The sequence below is a fragment of the Ruegeria sp. CF4 genome, from assembly GCF_056537345.1.
In genome coordinates this window covers 17,503-36,510 of record NZ_JBQFRJ010000009.1, presented here as the reverse complement: position 1 = coordinate 36,510, position 19,008 = coordinate 17,503, and the positions used below count along the sequence as shown (strand labels likewise).

Genomic DNA, 19,008 nt, shown 5'->3' with positions numbered 1-19,008 from the left:
AGCGATATTGCCCAACCAAAACCATCAGATGACCGCTTCGAGCCCGAAGCGGGACTCAACTGAAGATACGCACAGGCTCGAGTGGGGTCTCAGACTTCAAAAACAGCAATGCTGTTGCCGATGCCCTTCAGGTCGACCGTCCCGGCTGGTTTGGCATCTATCGTGATCTGCCAAACCGTAGCGTGGGAAAGCAGGATTTGCCCATCCTTTGCCAGATCGCAAAGACGCGCTGCCAGGTTCGGGGCAGGACCGATCGCAGAATAGTCGCGACGGCCTTCGAAGCCTATTTGGCCAAGGGTTGCCACACCGGTGCCGATGCCGATTCCAAGACCCAAAGCAGCGTGGTCGGATTGGTATGTAACCATCGCGTCCGGCACCGCATCCCGCATTGAAATCGCGAGCCGCACCGCGCGATCGGCAGCGTCTTCGATCGGGACCGGCGCACCAAAGAGCACCATCAATCCGTCGCCCAGAAATCGTTCCAACGTTCCACCCTCCGCTTCGACCAAGGGTCCACAGGTTTCATGGAATGCGTTCAGCGCTCCCACGACCTGATCGGGGGAAGACGCATTGGCAAAACTGGTAAAGCCTCGCAGATCGGCAAAAAGCACTGTGATCTCACCCCGGCGGGTCGCCAAGGCATCAATTTCGCTGTCAGCAGAAGTTATAAGTTCAGCTACCTGCGTTGGCAGGAACCTGCGCAAACGATTGGTGCGCTCGATCTCGATCACCTGATCCGCGACCTTGCTTTCCAGCGCCTTGTTCCACTCCGCCAGCATCGTCTTTTGCTCTACGACCTTGCCGTAAAGAGCACCAATTCTTTCGCTGGTTTTGTTCACATGAAGGGATAGCTCACCCAATTCATCGCGGTTGGGTACGCTGACAAAGGTGTCGAAGCCACCCTCGGAAATACGGCCCAGTGCGTCACGAATGCGACCGATTGGCCAAAGGAGCGACGACGAAAGCGAAATACCCAGCAACAGCGCTACGCCGACGGCGGCGATACCAAGTGCCACGGTGTTCTGGCGAGACGCCAAGTAAGCTTGTGTCGTGACTGCCGCACGCGCTTCCAGTTCGCTTTCGACTTCTTGCATCCGCGTGTAGAGAGTGCCTTGAGCTTTGCGCGCGACCGGTATGAATTCCTTTACTACGATCCGTTCCGCCGCGGCGAAATCACCATCGGCATGAAGAGTTCTGATGATATTTGCCAACGGCACGAGATCCTGCACATTGCCTCGTATCTCTAAAAAAACCTGACCGTCTAGCGTGTCGGGTCCGCCAAGACTTCGAACACTGCGGCCCAAAAACCCGATCAGGTCACCGACCGACCTTCCGACCCGGTTTCCAGACACAAACCCGAAATCGCCAATTGTTTCTCCAACGTTGTCTCGATCGATGGTTCCGGCCAATGCAAGCGTCGGCAGATCGCTGACATAGCCATAGGCTTCCGAGAACAAGGCGAACCGCTTTTGATCCTGCACCATCGCCTCCGTCCGTACGTTGGCCCGATGCAAGGAGTTGAGACCAAACAGAGCAAGCCCTACCAACAGGCATGTGATACCCAAAAAAGCAATCAACAATTTCGAGCGAAGAGACAAGCCAATCGCCGCGACGCTCCGTGCAATGAAATTCGGACGGTCGGCCATCTTCGGTGTTCCTCCTCAGGAACTGTTAGGGCGCTTCATTTCAATTTATGACCGACTGCGTCCGTTTTACAAATACTTGTCCGAAGGCAAGGAGTTCAGGGAAGCAATGCCCGCTTCGTACGCAGACCGAGAGTTAGGCCAACCCTATTTTTTGCACCTGCAGCGAATGGTGGGTTCGACGGACCACACCGCATAAACTGCACACACCTTCGAGTGTCTTCTTTGGGCCGCCTGCGAAAGCGACCCAACTGCACTAGATTTCAATGGCTTCGGCGATAGCTAGAGCGTCTTCAAGTTCGACGCCCAGATATCTAACCGTGCTGTCCATCTTGGTATGTCCAAGTAGCAACTGTATCGCGCGCAGGTTGCCAGTCTTCTTATAGATCTGGGTTACTTTGGTACGCCGCATTGAATGCGTTCCGTATGAGCTTGCCTCAAGGCCGATGGATGTGACCCACTCACGGACGATCCGTGCATACTGGCGAGTTGAAATGTGCAAGCGCTCATGGAAGCGGCCAGGGTCGGCTCTGGGCCGAACCGTTCAAGTCTTGTCGGCCATAGAGCACGGCTTGTAGTTTAACGATTGAGAAAACAGCTTGAAAACAACAAGTTCGACAAGGAAGGACTTTCCGGAAATTCTCGTCTACGAAATGGAATTGAACGTCAGCTAAAGGTTATCGAAGCCATACTTGGGAAAATGATAATGAGCCTCCCCAACTGAACGGGTTCACGGTTGGGTTTAGGAAACGGAGGACTAAGAATGGCAAACTAGAGACCGAAATCCGTCCGCAAACTGTTGGGTCCGGTCTCGTCCTGATTTTGCACTTGTAGCCAATGGCCGGAAGCGGGCTGCAAACGCAGCATGGAGATTGTGGGGTGAACGTCCGGAAAGGGCCGCGAGCGGTGAGGCCAATGTCTCAATCCGAGAAATACTGCGCTGCCCTGGTGGTCCGGATCGAGCCCATTGTGCTCATTGTACGAGTTGTCGGGGAGATGGAAATGTCTGCCGAAATCCATGCTCGCGCAGCACGCTTACTTGAACCGGATTGAAAACTTTGCCCAACCAGATTTAGTTGACAGAAATCGCGCATCTCGCCGACCGAAACAAAGGACCCGCTCAGAGGACAAACACATGAACGGGATAGAACCGATCAATCTGCAAGAAGGCATTCGCTCCCGTCTGGTGCAAGGCGTGAATGGCTTGACCATGCATATCCTCGAAGCCGGGTATTCCGACCCGTCTCGTCCATGTGTTTTACTGCTGCACGGCTTCCCCGAACTCGCCTACAGTTGGCGAGGCGTCATGAAAGGGCTGGCCGAACAAAGTTACCATGTCGTCGCACCAGACCAACGGGGTTATGGGCGCACATCTAATTCAACCACGGAATATGGCTCGGACCTCCGTCCGTTCTACATGCTTAATTTGGTTCGCGATGCATTGGCGCTTGTATATGCAATCGGAAGAAAATCCGTCTGTGCGGTGGTCGGCCACGACTTCGGTTCGCCAGTCGCCGCATATTGCGCCTTAGTAAGACCGGATGTTTTCCGATCCGTTGCTTTGATGAGCGCGCCTTTCGACGGCCCGCCGCCGATTTCCGAAACTGAGGAAGTCGATATGGCTGCGGGTCTTGCGGCGCTTGCTCCACCCAAGAAGCACTACCAGCACTACTACTGCACGCCAGACGCAAACGCCGATATGCTTGAACCAGATACGGGATTGCCGGACTTTTTGCGCACCTATTTCCATGTCAAAAGCGCCGACTGGGCCAGCAACGAACCATTTGTGCTGAACGGTTGGACACCTGAGGAATTGGCCCGGATGCCGTCGTACTACATCATGGGGATGAACGACAGCATGCCAGAGGCTATCCGTCAACATGCACCGACGAGGAGCGAGATCGATGCTTGCCGCTGGCTCACGCAAAACGACCTTGAGGTCTATGTTGAGGAGTTCGGAAGAACTGGGTTTCAGGGTGGACTCAACTGGTATCGATGCAGCTTTTTGCCGGATCATCAAAATGAGCTACGGCTATTCGCCGGTCGAACAATTGATGTTCCCTCTTGCTGCATCGGCGGAGCAAGTGACTGGGGTGTCTATCAATCGCCCGGTGCACTTGAGAGAATGCAAAGGAGCGCTTGTACTAACATGCGACTTGTCGAACTTGTGGACGGTGCAGGGCATTGGGTTCAGCAGGAAAAGACATGCGAGGTCGTCCAACTGCTGACAACTTTTCTCAAGGGCTACTGCGCCTTCGAGACCTGAAGCAAGGTAGCCGCCGAAAATTACCGCTTCGTCCGCATTTGGCGAGTTCGACCTATCTCAAATTTCGCGCTCGCAGCGAGTGACTGGAAAGTGGGCTGCGAGCGCAGCATTCGAACAAAGCGCTCAAGTTCGGCTTTGGGCCGCCCACGAACCCGACTTTGAACAACGCATCGTATTACAGGATGCCTGCGCTACCTCGGAGGTCCGCAAGAAGCCCATTTCGACAGATGCTGCGTTGTTGCTAAATTTTGTCTTTCCATAAAAAGTAGGTCGTTTATTGAAATGCTCAAAGATGGATAATGCGCTTTGTCAATCCGCGTAAACTCGATACTCCTGTTTCGTGGAGGTTATGAATGACAACAGTTCCAAGCTGGCTAGCTGATCTTGGGCTTGAGAAATACGCTCCAGACTTTCAGAAGGCGGAGATTGATTTCCAAACACTGTCGGACCTGCGAGAAGAGGACCTAGTTGAGTTAGGCTTGCCGCTCGGGCCGCGTCGTAAAATCTGGGCTGCGATTCAGCGGCTCGAAGTCAATCCAGCCAGCACAACTGAAGAAGCTGAGACAAATTCGAAAGCGCAAGTTGCGCCCAACTCATCTGCTGAAGGTGAAAGGCGCCAACTGACAATAATGTTTACCGACCTCGTCGGATCGACAGCTCTTTCTGCCAGATTGGATGCGGAAGAAATGGCCGTATCCATAAAGTCGTACCAGAACGCTGTCGCTGGCGAGATTACTCGAATGAACGGGCACGTGGCCAAATTTATGGGTGACGGCGTTATTGCGTATTTTGGTTGGCCGCAGGCGCATGAAGATGAAGCAGAACGTGCCGTGCGCGCAGCGCTTGCCGTGGTCCAGGCTGTAGCGTATTTGGAAGCGGGTGGGCAAAGCCTCGCTTGTCGCGTGGGTATCGCCACAGGTCTCGTGGTTGTTGGCGAACTGGTTGGCCACGGAACTGCTCTTGAACAGACGGTGGTTGGTGATGCGCCCAATCTGGCTGCACGGCTGGAAGCCGCGGCTGGTGCAGGAGAAATTTTCGTCGCAGAGGCCACGCACAAGCTTGTTTCCGCATCCTTCCAAACGGAGCCAACAGGCCCTCTGGATATCAAGGGAATCGAGGAGCCTGTATCTGCATATAAGGTTTTGGGTGAGCGCTCCCGCGAAAGCCGCTTTGAGCTACGTGCGGACGGTATGGCACCTCCGATCGTGGGCAGAGATCAGGAGTTGGCCCTCCTATTGGAGCGCTGGAAAACTGCACGCAGCGGTGAAGGTCAAGCCGTGCTTCTCGTTGGCGAGGCGGGGATCGGAAAGTCGCGCATCATGCGCGCACTGGAGGACAAGATCGCCGAAGAGCCGCATACCCGACTTCTCTATCAGTGCTCCCCATTTCATAGGGACAGTGCCTTTTGGCCGGTCACGCAACAATTGCGGCGCGCGGCAAGGTTGTCGCGCGACGATACCGATGACAATCGTTTGACCAAGCTAGAGGCATTGTTTGACCGTGCCGATATGCCAATTGTTGCGGAGCTTATGGGGCTTGATGGCAGCGACCGGTATGGCGCACATGGTCTCGCGCTTGGACCGCTGCGGTCAAAAACGCTGGAGGTATTGTCAAGACAGGTACAGCGACTTGCCACGGATAAGCCCGTTGCGTTTTTTTTGGAAGATGCACATTGGATTGATCCAACGACGTTAGAGTTGCTCGAGTTAACGATCGATGCAGTGGCAGACGCCCCGGTGTTGATGGTTTTGACATCGAGGCCAGATAGCCAGCCGGACCTTGCAGCCCATCCGCATGTGACGCGGCTGGCGCTCAACCGGCTTGGCAGGGCCGGCGTCGACGCGATCGTCGAACGACTGGGCGGCGCAGAACTGCCGCCCGAAACCGTCGAGGCGATTATTCAGCGCACGGACGGCGTTCCGCTGTTCGTAGAAGAACTGACCAAAGCGGTGGTTGAAGGTGGAAAGGCAGCAATCCCAGCATCGCTACACGATTCACTGATGGCCCGGTTGGATCGCACCCCCGAAATAAAAGAAATCGCGCAATCCGCGGCATGTATCGGTCGTGAGTTTGATCTTGAACTGCTGATGACAGCCACAAAACGCGACGAAGCTGAACTCAGGCAGGGTCTGGCGGGACTCGCCTCTGCTGAATTGGTGTTCCGACGCGGCGTTGGCGAAAACGAGCGATATGTCTTTAAACACGCGCTGGTCCGCGACGCGGCTTACGAAAGCCTGCTTCTGTCCCGGCGGCGCAAAGTTCACGAACGGCTGGTCGCAGCACTTGCAAGCGCGGCCCCGCCCGAAATCGTCGCACGCCATGCCGAGGCCGCTGGCATGGCCAATACAGCGATCGAGTATTACCACAAGGCGGGTGATCTGGCAGTGCGCCGTCCGGCTTACCGTGAGGGCACAGCCCACTACGCGGCTGCGATGCGTCTGCTCGAGCAGAAGAGCGAAAGTCCACGCGAGATGTTGTCCGTGGCGACAAAGCGGGGCGTGGCTTTGATCGGTGCAGACGGCTACTCTGCAAAGTCGACGGTTGAAGCGTTTGAACGGGCAAGTAGATTGTTGGTCGGTCTGGAAGATACGCCGGAATGGCCCGTTATACGATACGGAGAGTGGGTTGGTCGCTATGTGAGTGCCAGTCTGCCAGAGGCCGAAGCATTAGGACTATCGGTGCTCAGGGACTTGCCTGAGGAAGATCCCCATAACTTCAAAAGCATTGCGCATCGTATGGTCGCGACTTCTCAAACAATGATGGGCAGGTTTCGCGAAAGCCTACCTTACTACAACAAAGCTCTCAGCCAATATGATCCTGTGCGCGATGCAGATCAGGCCAGCCGGTTCGGAACAGACGCCAAAGCAGCTGCGAGTGCTTATATGGCTTTGACGCAGTGGTTTCTCGGTAACATTGCAAGTGCCTACGAACATGCAGAAGCAGCGGCCGAGACCGCGAACCTGCCTGATCATCCGGCCTTGAGTAAAGCCTATTTGTTCGGGCATCTCACTTACCTGAAGTATTTGAACCGCGATCCGGATGCACTTGACTGGTCCCATAAAACACTTGCCGTCAGCGATCTGGCAAAGATTGATATCTGGCGCAGAATAGGCCTTATGCCGCGCGCGGCCATTTACGCGGAAACGGGCGAATACGATGCGGCTCTGGCTGACGTCGCTGACTGCAAATCTGCTCTGTTAAAAGCGAACACATGGGTGTTCATCGGCTGTGTCCTGCGTGCAGAGGCGCGTGCGTACATCGGCCTTAGTGCGTTCGCAAAGGCAGAAAGCGCCCTGAACGAAATTGATCCCATGATGGATAAAACCGGTCAACGGTGGGATGAAGCCGACACAAGATGCGCACAAGCGGAGCTTGCACTCGTTCTGAGCGATACTGACAAAGCTGAGCGTCTTTATCGTGAAGCAATTGTGGTTGCAAAAAATCAGTCGGCACTCAGTTGGGAACGTCGAGCAGCCATTCCTTTAGCAAAACTATTGGCTGCGCGTGGTGCGCAAGCAGAAGCCTTGAACCTTTTGTCTGACGTTCAAGGCAAATTCACATCCGGTTTTGAAACGCCTGATTGTCTCGCGGCTACAGAGATTTTGCATATGCTTGGCGCAGACTAATTTGACCTGACCGCGCTGAAGGAAGACAACAGGTTCACTTTCGTCGCCCGCAGGTAATCGCTAGTTCGCACACGAGATATTTCGCAGACGTCGGCCGCATTTAAAACTACACGTTGCGTTTTCTGAATGCAGATGGCGTTTATTGCGCCAAAGGACGGAGAAGGGCAGGGGGGTTGCGGAACGTGCTCTAAAATTTTCGTCCGTTGGACGTAAGGCAAAAGCTCGAGAACAGGAAGAAAACGTTCAAGTGCCTGTTGCTCCAAGCATAAAGCCGGGTCCGGCCTGGCTCGAAAAAAGAGGTGTCGCCTTAAAGACCGAAACCTACGAAACTGCTCGTCTGCGCCATCTCGAGATACACAAGATCTTTAACCTCGCCGTGCAACGCCCAGGTGCTGCGAAAGTCTTCGCTCGAGCGGTCCACCCAACAGAAGAGAAGGTCCAAGGTCTACTTCAGAAGAACAACACAGCCTTAAAGGCGCTCGTGAAGGAGATGGGTCTTCAAGACGACTGCAACCTCAACGAAAACCCGTCTATGCGGCAAGCTGTCTACCAGAGCGTCGGTGGCAGTCTGTTACTGGAACTTCAAAACGTCCCTCTCAACGATGACAACGGCAAAGCCGTGTGGGGCGCGATCCAAGCTAGACTTCCGCTATATGCATTGTTCCGCTCTGATCGGGCGTCGAGCGACCAAGACCCGGAAGTACAGAACCCGATGAAGGCCGCCGTGCAAAAGGCGCTGGCCGATATTCAGGATGATCTCGCGGATGTTGTTGAGAAGGTGAGGGTTCGGGCCGAAGACACTGCGAAGCGGACTCTCGAACAGCTTCAGGCGGCATATCCCGACCTAGCGAACTCACTGACGCCACAGTTCCGGTCACCGTCTTGGGCCAACATGTTCAAGGTTGATCTTGAGAGCGATGACGGCGTCCCTTTGAACAAGCGCGGTTCAGGCGTCCGGCGATTGATACTCATGAGTTTCTTTCAGGCCGAAGCGGAAAAGAAGCGAAAGGAAGCAGGTGAAGGTGCCTTCGACGGGGAAGTGCCGGTAATCTACGCCATCGAAGAACCTGAGACATCGCAGCATCCGGACAACCAGCGTCGTATCGTTACCGCTCTTATGGAAGTTGCTGAAGCGGGCGACCAAGTCCTTGTCACGACGCACATGCCTGCTTTGGCGGAACTGATGCCGGTGGACTGCCTGCGGTACATTGACCGGGGAGATGACGGAAACGTTCGTATCCGTTCTGGCGACCCAGAAGTATATGCCGAAGTGGCAGAGGCGTTGGGTGTGCTGCCCGACCCGATACTTGGCCAGACTGTGAAGGTTGCGGTGTTGGTGGAAGGTAAGACCGACATCGACGCCCTAGTTTCGCTGTCATTGGTCTTGTCTGAATCTGGCGAGCTGCCGCCTCTGGACCACGACAAAATCTTCTGGGCGCTTGGTGGCGGCGAGACGCTCAAGGACTGGGTTGAGCGGGACTACCTGTCCAACCTTGATCTTCCACAGGTCGTAATCTTTGACTCGGATCGGTCAGCAGAAGCGCTGCCAGCTCATGAAGACAAGCAGCGGCGTTTGAATGAGATCAACGCTTGGAAGGATCGAACGGCATTCATGACCAGTAAGCGCGAAGTGGAGAACTTTGTGCACCCGGACACAATCGCGCGGTTGTCCGATGGATTGATAGAGTTGCCGAACGGCTTTGATCCAGACTTTGGTGACCTACCTACGGCATTTGCCACAGCTATGCGGGACGCTATCGACAACAAGGGGCTCACGTTCAAACCTGTTGACCTCAACGGTGAACGGCTGCGGGCATCCAAGCGCTACACCAAGCACATCCTGACCTCATACGTCATGAGGAACATGACTGTGGATGAGATCAAAGAGCGGTCCAAGTATGAGCGCGATGGCGCAACCCATTATGAAGTTTACGATTATCTAGAAGCCATTCAGGCGTACATATGAAAATCTGGACTTTAGCGACGCCAGGAAAGATGGCACACAGACGAAAGATGCAACGGTCGCGAAGGAATCCGGGGGGGACGCAATGCAGCAGGCGCCAAGAACTAAAATAACGTAGCAGTTGCCCACGTTAGTGATGAAGATCTAAAAGCCGCCAAGAAGGTGACGTATTGCATGCTGGGGGAAGTACCAGAACTGAGCTACCTTTGGCGAAGGTCGGCAATTCGGGCTGCAGAGGCAGTATTAGACTGCTTTGCTCAAGGTCGGCTCTTGGCCGCTACGACTTAAAGCAGTTCTCGCGATGCCAAGTAAGGAACTCAGCCCTTGGGCGATTGGCCGGTCGCCCCGGCGCCAAGAGCTTGCCCGAGGAGTTTATCATCGCCTTCACGGCTTCCGTGTCGTTGCTTTGGCGAGAGACAAGAATGGTCAGATCGTCAGCAAGACCTACCAGCCCGCGGTCGAACATCCAATGCGCTGTCCCTGACAATGCCAGTCCATTGCTCACAATATCTGGACCATCCTGCTCGACCGGCCTGATATGAGCGGCCTCCACCTCAGCGCGCCCTCCGCCGTTGATCAGACGTAGTCCGGTAATTGCGCATCGCTCTCCGTATGCACGCAGAACATTCTTTCTGAAGTTGCGGTCCCTTACGGCGCGGCTGGTCAGTTGCTTGATGCGTTCGCGGTCCGACAGATGCTGGAACGGCATTTGCGCTTCCTGAAATCTGTTTGGAGTGGCCAGGTCCACTCTCGGCAAGACGTCGTAATCTTGTCCAAGACCGCGCTCAACTATCCGCGCGAAATCTTCGGATGAGAGAAGCCGCACCGCAGCCTGGGCGCGCCCGGAGATTTTTCCTCGGTCGTTTAAGAGGCCCCGCTCAACAATTTCATCTGCTTCGCGAAACGGCACTGGATCGCCAAAATCGAGATATGTGCCTGGCTCAATGACGGCGATATGCATGTCGTCATGTTGTGGGTCCGGTATGACTTCCTGAACCTTGGCCACGGCAAAGTAACCCTTGGTATCCTTGACCTTGCTTGGTTCGAGATAAACGATCCAATCGCCCACGCACTGCTGAACGCGCGTCAGATATTGCCGCGGAAACTGATATCGTTCTGAGGGGACATCATCGTAAATTGAATCAGTCCGATGAATGAAAATACCAAACGCCATGTGGCATAGGATGGCCCGGAACGCAGATGAATCCAATCTGTCCAGTGTAGTTTTATCGCCCACTAGATCCGTCTTCGCAAGCCACTGGTTTCAATAGCCCCCGGTCACGAGACTCGTCGATCAAACTTTTGCGTTGTGCCTCAACTGGAGGACGTCTTAGGTTCGGCCCCGGATTTTGAGTCTGTTGAATAGCTATGGCAAAAATAGAAGAAAGATTCTGGGAAGAAAGGTTGGCGGACAGTCTTGTTGCGCTCGCCAAGGCACAAAAGCCATTCCTTAAGCGGTATTGGGAATCTCACGGTTTCCCCACAACGGTGACCTACAACGGACGCGATGAAACTCCCTTTCCGGCCGGCGATCATTTTATGATCTACGAGGACGCGACGCATTCATTTCGCTTTGGAACCAATGAGTATTTCGCACCATTGAAGGCTGCACTCGATCCGGTCCGTGGAGTCTTGCGAGATCACCCGGTTTTGGCCCGTGCCCTAGGAAAGCGGATAAACGTTAATGACGTTCAGGTTGGCGTCTTGAATGGAACTTCGCTCACCAGCCTCAGCGCTCTCATTGTGGGCCAGATGGCGCTGAATCCGGCGACATCAAAAGAAGGCTTTCTCCAAACTGCTTCAAAACTTAACGCGTTGCTTTTGTCGTCTACATCTCAAACCAATCCAGCCGATGAAGACGGCCTAAACATCGGTATGGATGCCGCATTGTTCTACGGACTTCGCAGCCCGCAAGAGATCGACCTTGGTGAGGGTTACGCGCTTGTTCCGCTCTCTCTCATTGAGGAATACATTGATCGCAAATGGCTTCAGGAAGTGGCTCCGGAGCACGCTGAACGGCGGCGCATAGAGGGCATTTATGCCATTGTCCACAGGTTCTCTTGGAAACCAAGCGTCCGCAACAGACATTCGATGGCCAATAGCCCCTACAAAGCACCTCCGCCCTTGTTTCATCGTTGGACAGAGGAGTTTTCAAATCTGCTTGCGGTGACGCTTGGGACACGAACGTCCCGGATCATGACCCTAGAAGGCTGCATTTCACGAACCGCGTCCGAATTACTTGGTCGGCATCACGGGCCAAAGTCACCTCACAAAGGTCGATCCATAAGCCACCTGTTCGATCCGTTCAGAGAGTTCACCGACGCCGACTTTAGCCAACTCGAAAGAGCTAAAGACCTGTTCTCTGGAAGAGCGACAACCGCCTATGCCGATCTCGCATCTACTATGTATCGCATGGCCGAAGCCCATGGTCGCGACGGACGTTTTGGAGCACATGATCGAATTCTAGATTTGGCCATTGTCTTTGAGCGGATATTCAAGCCGCCAAGAAATGAACCCATTAGCAAGTTTCTTCAGAATGGAACGGCAGAACTGCTGGGCGAGAGTGAGGAAGAAAAGGAGCTCATCAAGGCCAAGGTCAAGCATTTGTATGACGTTCGGTCCGCCATCATTCACGGTCCCTCCGACGGCCGAAAAACCCAGCTTCTAAGAGAAGTTGAGAAAGCGTGGACATCTGGCGCTGCACTGGCGAGAGATGCAATGTTGCGGAAACTTGAGTAATCGCAGACCTACAGCCCTGGTGTCGAAGTTTCTTTTTGTGGCTTTCAGGGACAGGTTTCGGTTGGCAACTTCCCGATAGCAGCCACCCAAACCAACGTCCGCTTCGACGAAGCCGCATTGCGGCATTGGCAAACGCGCTCAGTGTCCGGTTTGGGCCACTCTCCATCTGAACCAGTCGGACCTATCGAGCAGATGCTGCGTTCGCCTCTATGGCGGCAGTGAGTTCAAAGCAGTCGTTTTCCCGACGGTCGTTCCATGTCCCACGGCAATAGACTGTTTTGAGCGCAAAAGTGATGTAGGTAAGGATCTTATCACCTTCTGAACAAAGACTTGCCTGGATGGACTACATCATCATCTCACTTGGAAAGTTCATCGTGCAAATATCTGTTCGCTTTTTCTATCCTCCGACTTTAGCGTCCCAGCCATGACCAATTCGACCAATCGCAAACTGGCATCTATCGTTGCAGCCGATGTTGTGGGCTATTCTGCGATGATGGCCGATGACGAAATCGGCACTCTCAATAAAATGCGGGCATTGAAGAAGGACCTGATTGAACCCATCGTCGCAAAACGCGGCGGTCATATCGTTAAGACAATGGGTGATGGTTTTCTGATCGACTTTTCTTCTGCCGTTGGGAGCGTCGAAGCTGCCGTGGAATTGCAAGAGAAACTGAAGGCTCAAAATGCCAATGATGCCTTAACCAAAAGCATTAGCATGCGAGTTGGCGTGCATATTGGCGATGTTGTCATTGAGGACGGCGACATCTTTGGAGACGGTGTTAACATTGCAGCGAGAATAGAGCCGCTCGCCAGTCCCGGTGGGATCAGCGTATCTGATGAAGCCTACAGGCAGATCGTGGGTAAAATTGATGTAGAATGGATTGACGGTGGCGAACACAATGTCAAAAACATCCCACGGCCTGTCCGGATTTGGCATTGGGGCGCAGGGCCGGTGCCTAGCGAAAAAGACTTTGCCGCAGACCTGAGCGTGCCTGATCTTCCATCGATTGCCGTTCTGCCGTTCGACAATATGTCGGCCGACCCCGAACAAGACTATTTTGCTGATGGTTTAACCGAGGACCTGATTACAGATCTGTCCAAGTTATCTGGTTTGTTTGTGGTCGCCAGAAACTCGACCTTTGTCTACAAGGGGCAGGCATTGGATATTCCAAGTGTCGGGCGCACACTAGGAGTTGCAAACATCATTGAAGGAAGCGTGCGGAAACTGGGCGAACGTGTGCGCATAAATGTTCAGTTGATAGATGCAAAGACAGGAGGGCATCTCTGGGCCGAGCGATACGATGGATCTCTTGACGCGGTTTTTGAGCTTCAGGATCAAGTCTGTGAGGAAGTCGTTTCAAAGCTCTCAATACGATTGACCAAGTCTGAAGAGAAACGTCTACACGATGTACACACGCACAATTTGGAAGCATATGAACTTTTTGTTCGCGCCAAAGCGACGCCCTTCCCGCCAATTCCACCCCGCATCTTGGCTGCAAAGGAGCTCTTCGAACAGGTGGTTGAGCAAGCACCTGAATTTGCCGGAGGCTACGCAGGGCTATCTTGGATAGTCAGTTTCGGCGCGTTGTGGGGGCACACGGACCCCGAAATGCTTGGGGCCCGTGCCGAAGCTCTGGCCTACAAAGCGATTGCGTTAGATCCCAATTTTGGATGGTCCCATACTATTCTCGGTGTGGCTCTGCTGGCGCAAAGACGGTTTGATGAGGCGATCGAAGCCGCGAATAAAGGTTTGGATCTCCTGCCCAATGATCCGGACGCGCATATTTTTGTGGCAGTGATCAACGGCATGCGCGGCAAATCCTCAGAGTCCATCGCAGCCGCCGAGGCAGCATTCAGAATAAGCCCAAATTTCGTAAGCGGGCCTTATCTTAATGTCATTAGCCATGCGAACTTCATGGCGGGCAACTACAAAGACTCGTTGGCCGCGTACGAAAGGAACGTTCAACGAGGCGGGCCAGTGGGACCTCCGGCATTATGCTGGGCGGCGGCGTCTTACTATTTAGTAGGTGATTTGACAGCGAGCGAAGAAACGGTGACGCGATTAAGATCTGATTTCCCGGATTTCAGGCTTACCGGATGGAACTTCTTGCAATTGGTAGAGAATGAAGACGATCGGAAGCGTTTGGAACGCGCGTTTCTTCAAGCTGGAATACCAAGCTAAATTGCCCTTGTTGGCTGCTTTGTCCGCGATCTGTGAGTTCGAACCAGACCAGATTTTGCTGCTGCAGCGAATGTCGGCAATGCGGGCTGCGACTGCAGCATTCAGGTACTCAATCGAGCGACCGCTCAGGGCCGCTGCGTGATCAATTGACAGCGGGGCAGGGGTCTGTGCTGCAACAGCACCGAAGTCCGGAATGGAACCGAAGTAGACCCAAAGCGAACTGTCACGGCGGGGCTAGTCGGCATTTGCTCAGCTACAGTCGCCGAAGTGTTTAAGTGCCATCTGCGCAATGGGTTCGCCCCACTCTTGCACAAAATGCCCAGCCTCCTCCAAAACCATCGGTTCCGGACAGTCTCTGATAATCTGGCGCAGTTGGTTCATCACTGGGATGCCCAGAACCGGATCCTTCGATCCGACGGCCATGAAGCTTTCTCCCTCCCATTCAGATTGCCAGAACTTTCTGGCACGCTTTGCTGTGTCGATGCCGTCCATCCCTGGCTCAATCATCACCATTTGCGGAAAGCGGCGAACGCCTGCCTTGTAGCGTTGGTCCGGGAACGGCGCTTCATAGGCTTGCGCTTCTGACTCAGTTAAATGTGGACAGGCCCGTTTCATCAATGCGCTGCAATCCAAGTCGGGCCGGCTTGCCACATAGCCTTTCCAGCTTTTGAAGCCTTCTCCGAGATCCTCTCCGACGGGGATTGCCGTATTCATGACGATCAATCGGGAATACCGGTCGCGTTGATCCACTGGTAATGTCAGTCCCAGGATGCCGCCCCAGTCTTGCACAACCAAGGTGATGTTCTGAAGATCGAGTTTCTCTACGAAGGCAAGCATCATCCTTCGGTGAAAATCGAAGGTGTAGACCGCGTCGTTGGTAGGTTTGTCTGACCTGCCAAAACCCAACCAGTCGGGCACAACCACCCGCGCACCTGAGTTCGAAAAAATGGGTATCATGCGACGATACAGGTAGGCCCAAGTTGGCTCTCCTGGCAGGCACAAGAACGTTCGGCGTGCATCGTCTGCGCCTTCATCCACATAATGCACCCGAAGACCTTCATAGCCCGGCAGGTCATCTACGTAATTCGGTGCATATGTATAACCTGACAGGTTCACGAAACGATCGTCCGATGTTCTCAAATAGTCCAACTACAGAACTCCTCACCACTTCATGTTTTACCATCATGTCTAGTAAGGTCTTCACTAGCAATCTGCTACGATCCATCGACCGATATGTCCGCGATCCAGGCATAGACGTCGCACGGCTCGAACGTCGGCCATGGTCAGTGGTTGACGTTCATTGAGCCTACTGCGATTGGCCGGCCCGGTGTCTCGCGTATCGAACACCTCATGGCAGGTTTTAAACCTTGCTGAATTCCATTCGGTAGACTACTTTTTCACCTGTCCTTGGGTCGACGCCGGGGGCACCGCTAATCACCAACCTGTCCCCCGCTAGCTTGAACGGACGAGACACATCGCCAGCCCATTTTGGGTTCCATGAGCCGTCTACATGGTGAATGACGCGATCCTCTTCTAGTGTGTAAGATGCAACGTAGGCGAGCATGTCATCGAACATCTGCGCCTTCTGCTCCATAGACCAGTCGTCTTTGCCCGGCATGGGCCGATCTCGGCGAAAGACGGTGGCCATCATTCGACCATCAGCATGATATGCGATATACCCGATTGGCGCTGACCCCAAGACGTCGGTCGTCTCCCCAGTCTCGACTGAAGTGCGTGTCCAAGCGTCCATCTTCCAAGATCCGATCAAAGCACTTGCGTTTGCCACGGCACCTCCTGCGAGCGATTGTTCATTCTAAATCATGGTACAACTCGCGAGGACTCAGACGCAATAAGACCCTACCTCTGCACTCAAGCTAAAGTTCGATGCTGTCTCTGGATACCTGGTTAATTGAATGGCTCAATCCAGAATGGTCGCGACATCCGCGATCTACAAGTTCGGACGTCACTTAGATATGCGTTGCAGCGAATTACCGCAAAGCGGACTGCGACCGCAGCATCTTGAAGGTAGGTCGAAGGTTTGGAAAGGGCCGCCCGCGAAGCCGGCCCAAATTCTCAGATTTCAATGGCTTCTGCAATTGCGAGTGCATCCTCAAGTTCGACGCCCAAGTATCTTACGGTACTGTCCATCTTTGTATGCCCAAGCAAAAGCTGAACCGCGCGCAGGTTACCCGTTTTCTTGTAGATCTGGGTAACCTTTGTTCGCCGCATTGAGTGCGTTCCATATGCGCTCGCTTCCAGACCGATCGATGTGACCCAATCGCGGACGATCCGCGCATACTGGCGTGTCGAGATATGAAGCCTCTCATGAAAACGGCCCGGCCAAAGATACTCGGATCCGACCATGAGGTCGTCTTCCATCCACTTCTCGACGGAAGCCCGGGTGCCTTCCGAAATCTCGAAGCGCACCGGTTTCTGCGTTTTGCTTGGCAGGACCGAGGCGCGCTCTTTGATTTGGCCGGACGCCATGACGTCGACCACTTTCATCTTCACAAGATCACAACCTCTGAGCTTGCTATCGATTGCCATGTTGAAGAGTGCGAGGTCGCGGTGGTTCTCGGCAAGCTCCAGTCTAACCCGGATCGCCCAAACATGTTTCGGTTTCAGTGGTCGTTTCTGTCCAACGATACGGCCTTGGTTCCAAGCGGGGCGAAGAGCACGAATGGCTGGCAAGTTTGGTGTTTCCATGACTGATCCTCCGATCCGCCATGCCCTCCCAAAACGACAACCCGACGTTGACAAAGCACTGTATCACGGCGTTGCCGCGCGAGCTCCGAGGTCTGCTTTGAGCCCATTCCGTACAGTTTCACGCTGGTCCCCAATGTCTGCAATCGGAGTTCCGTGCAGGTCGTTGGGGTATCCTATCTATGGGCGTGGTTCCAGGCCTGCTTTTGCGGCTCTGTGCCAACTGTTCGCGTAACGTTGGTAGCTCACGTCGGTCTTGTGAAAATAGGTTTCGATGTTGAAGGCCGCGCGCTCGGGGAGTGCGCCTGTTGCCAAGAGGGCGGCCCCCTGGCTCGTCCCTGTTGCGGTGACGGTCGCGTCGACCCTGCAGTTTGTCGCCGCGGCGAGCATACTGGCGAAGCCTTTGTTCCTTGCAAATGGACCTTCGACGATAATGGGGCCCTTGTGTCCGGTCAGCGACAGGCATTCCGCGGTCATCAATCCGAGGTAAAAACTCACCGCCGCCGCGCGTTCCTGGGTTCCGGGCAAGGGCTCTGACCCCATCCAGCTGTGTTTTTGCCCCTGAAACGGTCCGCTGTCCGGGACCATTGCGGGCAAGAGAATGGGGCCGTCTTTCGCGACCAGGTCAAGGAATTGCTCTGCAGATTGAGTGGTTTGACCGTTCATCGCCAACTCGAACTCGCGTCCCCCCATGAAACGGGCGGAGGGTACCGGGGCACCCAGTGCGTTGACGTTAAGAAGCGTGTCACGCGAGGGTTCCAGAGTTACTTCTTCGCCGCCGATGGTCATGGCAATGACCCATGTCCCGGTCGAAACGACGGAAAACGGCCCGGTTCGGGTCAGTACATGAGGCAAAAGCGATGCGTTTGAATCGTGGATGCCGCAGTGCACAGGCGTGTCAAAGCGCAGGCCGGTTTGCGATGCGACCTGCGGCAACACGGGTCCGAGAACCTCCGCAGATTTGCGCGCGGGCGCCATTTTTTTAGATATGCCCAACCGTTCGACCAACGAAGAATAGTGCGCCTTGGACGGATTCCACAGATCCGTGTGACAACCAAGGGACGACACGTCGCTGGCCGGCACTCCTGTCAGGCGATGCCCCCAGTACTGCGGATAGGTAACAATGGTGGCGGTGCGTTCGCGAAGCGCGGGGTCCTGCTCAAATTGCCAATGCAACTGCGCACCCAGGTTCAGGCCCATCGGCAACCTTGGCGATCCGGTTTCCTCAAAGGGCGGGCGGATGGCGTCGTACGCCGCGGCCAGATCATCAGGACCTGTGTGCTCATAGTCGAGGATCGGGGCAGCAAGCGCGCCGTCTGGCGCGATCAGGGCGCAAGACGCCCCGTGGGTTGTGATGGAAATGGCATCTACGCCGTGCGCCTTCTGAAACTGCTCCAACCCGTCCAGAAGGAAGCGCCAGATCGCCTCAACATCGAAGTGCGGATAGGGTGGAGCGGCGAGAACCATGTTAGGCCGGGTCAGCACCTCCAATTCGGACATGTCAGTCGCATCGACCAGCGTAAGCTTGGCGTTGGTCTTGCCGATGTCGATGACGGCGACGTGCCGGGGGGTCATGGCATGTGGAAGACGGGCGTCAGCGGCACCGCCACGGGTTCGTTGTCGGGCTTGGTTTCCATGATGTCCGCCATATGCGCCCACCATCGCTGCATGATCTCGTGGCGGGGCAAGGCATCCATTTTATGGTCGTCGGTGCGCCAGAGGACGCCAAAAAGAATGTTCGTTTCCTCGTCCAGATGAATCGAATAATCAGACACGCCCGCGTCTTTCAGCAGCGTGGCAAGCTCTGGCCAAATCTCATCGTGGCGCTTTTCGTATTCATCCCTGCAGCCCGGGTTGAGCTTCATCTTGAAGGCGTATTTTTCCAT

At 54.6% G+C, this 19,008-nt stretch carries 12 protein-coding genes and 1 pseudogene; 5 read left to right on the top strand and 8 right to left on the bottom strand.

The features are described from left to right. Nucleotides 1-89: 89 nt before the first annotated feature. Nucleotides 90-1,646 carry an adenylate/guanylate cyclase domain-containing protein gene (locus ACR0NF_RS16585; RefSeq protein ID WP_480778624.1) on the bottom strand — a complete coding sequence of 519 codons (1,557 nt, stop codon included), beginning with the start codon at nt 1,644-1,646 and terminating at the stop codon, nt 90-92. A gap of 253 nt (nt 1,647-1,899) precedes the next feature. After that, a pseudogene (locus ACR0NF_RS16580) lies at nt 1,900-2,166 on the bottom strand (tyrosine-type recombinase/integrase); the annotation flags it as partial. Nucleotides 2,167-2,778: 612 nt separating this feature from the next. Here ACR0NF_RS16580 and ACR0NF_RS16575 point away from each other — a divergent pair. The 3 genes from ACR0NF_RS16575 to ACR0NF_RS16565 all read left to right on the top strand — a co-directional run bounded on the left by ACR0NF_RS16575 (nt 2,779) and on the right by ACR0NF_RS16565 (nt 9,501). Beyond that, nucleotides 2,779-3,909 carry an alpha/beta hydrolase gene (locus ACR0NF_RS16575; RefSeq protein ID WP_480778623.1) on the top strand — a complete coding sequence of 377 codons (1,131 nt, stop codon included), beginning with the start codon at nt 2,779-2,781 and terminating at the stop codon, nt 3,907-3,909. A 353-nt stretch (nt 3,910-4,262) separates the two neighbouring features. Beyond that, entirely contained in the window at nt 4,263-7,535 is a 3,273-nt protein-coding gene (locus ACR0NF_RS16570; protein ID WP_480668217.1) for an AAA family ATPase, read from the top strand. Nucleotides 7,536-7,782: 247 nt separating this feature from the next. Then, a complete protein-coding gene (locus tag ACR0NF_RS16565) occupies nt 7,783-9,501 on the top strand; it encodes an ATP-dependent nuclease (protein ID WP_480668218.1) in 1,719 nt (572 codons plus the stop codon). 274 nt (nt 9,502-9,775) lie between these two features. Here ACR0NF_RS16565 and ACR0NF_RS16560 read toward each other — a convergent pair whose 3' ends face one another. Further along, nucleotides 9,776-10,672 carry an HNH endonuclease gene (locus ACR0NF_RS16560; protein WP_480778622.1) on the bottom strand — a complete coding sequence of 299 codons (897 nt, stop codon included), beginning with the start codon at nt 10,670-10,672 and terminating at the stop codon, nt 9,776-9,778. 194 nt (nt 10,673-10,866) lie between these two features. Between ACR0NF_RS16560 and ACR0NF_RS16555 the strand changes: the two genes are divergently transcribed. Further along, nucleotides 10,867-12,237: a hypothetical protein gene (locus ACR0NF_RS16555; RefSeq protein WP_480778621.1), complete on the top strand. Its 1,371-nt coding sequence runs from the start codon at nt 10,867-10,869 to the stop codon at nt 12,235-12,237. Between the two features lie 424 nt (nt 12,238-12,661). Beyond that, nucleotides 12,662-14,419 (top strand): adenylate/guanylate cyclase domain-containing protein, encoded by a 1,758-nt coding sequence (locus ACR0NF_RS16550; protein ID WP_480668221.1) that lies wholly within the window; start codon nt 12,662-12,664, stop codon nt 14,417-14,419. Between the two features lie 249 nt (nt 14,420-14,668). On the opposite strand, the gene ACR0NF_RS16545 is transcribed toward ACR0NF_RS16550, so the two are convergent. The 5 genes from ACR0NF_RS16545 to rhaM form a co-directional block, all read right to left on the bottom strand. Then, nucleotides 14,669-15,559 (bottom strand): haloalkane dehalogenase, encoded by an 891-nt coding sequence (locus tag ACR0NF_RS16545; RefSeq protein WP_480778663.1) that lies wholly within the window; start codon nt 15,557-15,559, stop codon nt 14,669-14,671. A gap of 220 nt (nt 15,560-15,779) precedes the next feature. Continuing rightward, nucleotides 15,780-16,205, bottom strand: coding sequence for a lipocalin-like domain-containing protein (locus ACR0NF_RS16540; RefSeq protein WP_480778620.1), 426 nt, complete (start codon nt 16,203-16,205; stop codon nt 15,780-15,782). Between the two features lie 287 nt (nt 16,206-16,492). After that, the gene (locus tag ACR0NF_RS16535; protein ID WP_480778619.1) at nt 16,493-17,125 is read right to left on the bottom strand and encodes a tyrosine-type recombinase/integrase; all 633 of its coding nucleotides are present in this window, start codon (nt 17,123-17,125) and stop codon (nt 16,493-16,495) included. A 177-nt stretch (nt 17,126-17,302) separates the two neighbouring features. After that, nucleotides 17,303-18,697, bottom strand: a complete 1,395-nt coding sequence (locus ACR0NF_RS16530) for an FGGY-family carbohydrate kinase (protein ID WP_480778618.1) — start codon at nt 18,695-18,697, stop codon at nt 17,303-17,305. Continuing rightward, nucleotides 18,694-19,008 carry an L-rhamnose mutarotase gene (gene rhaM / locus ACR0NF_RS16525; RefSeq protein WP_170682743.1) on the bottom strand — a complete coding sequence of 105 codons (315 nt, stop codon included), beginning with the start codon at nt 19,006-19,008 and terminating at the stop codon, nt 18,694-18,696. Before rhaM ends, ACR0NF_RS16530 begins: the two co-directional genes overlap by 4 nt.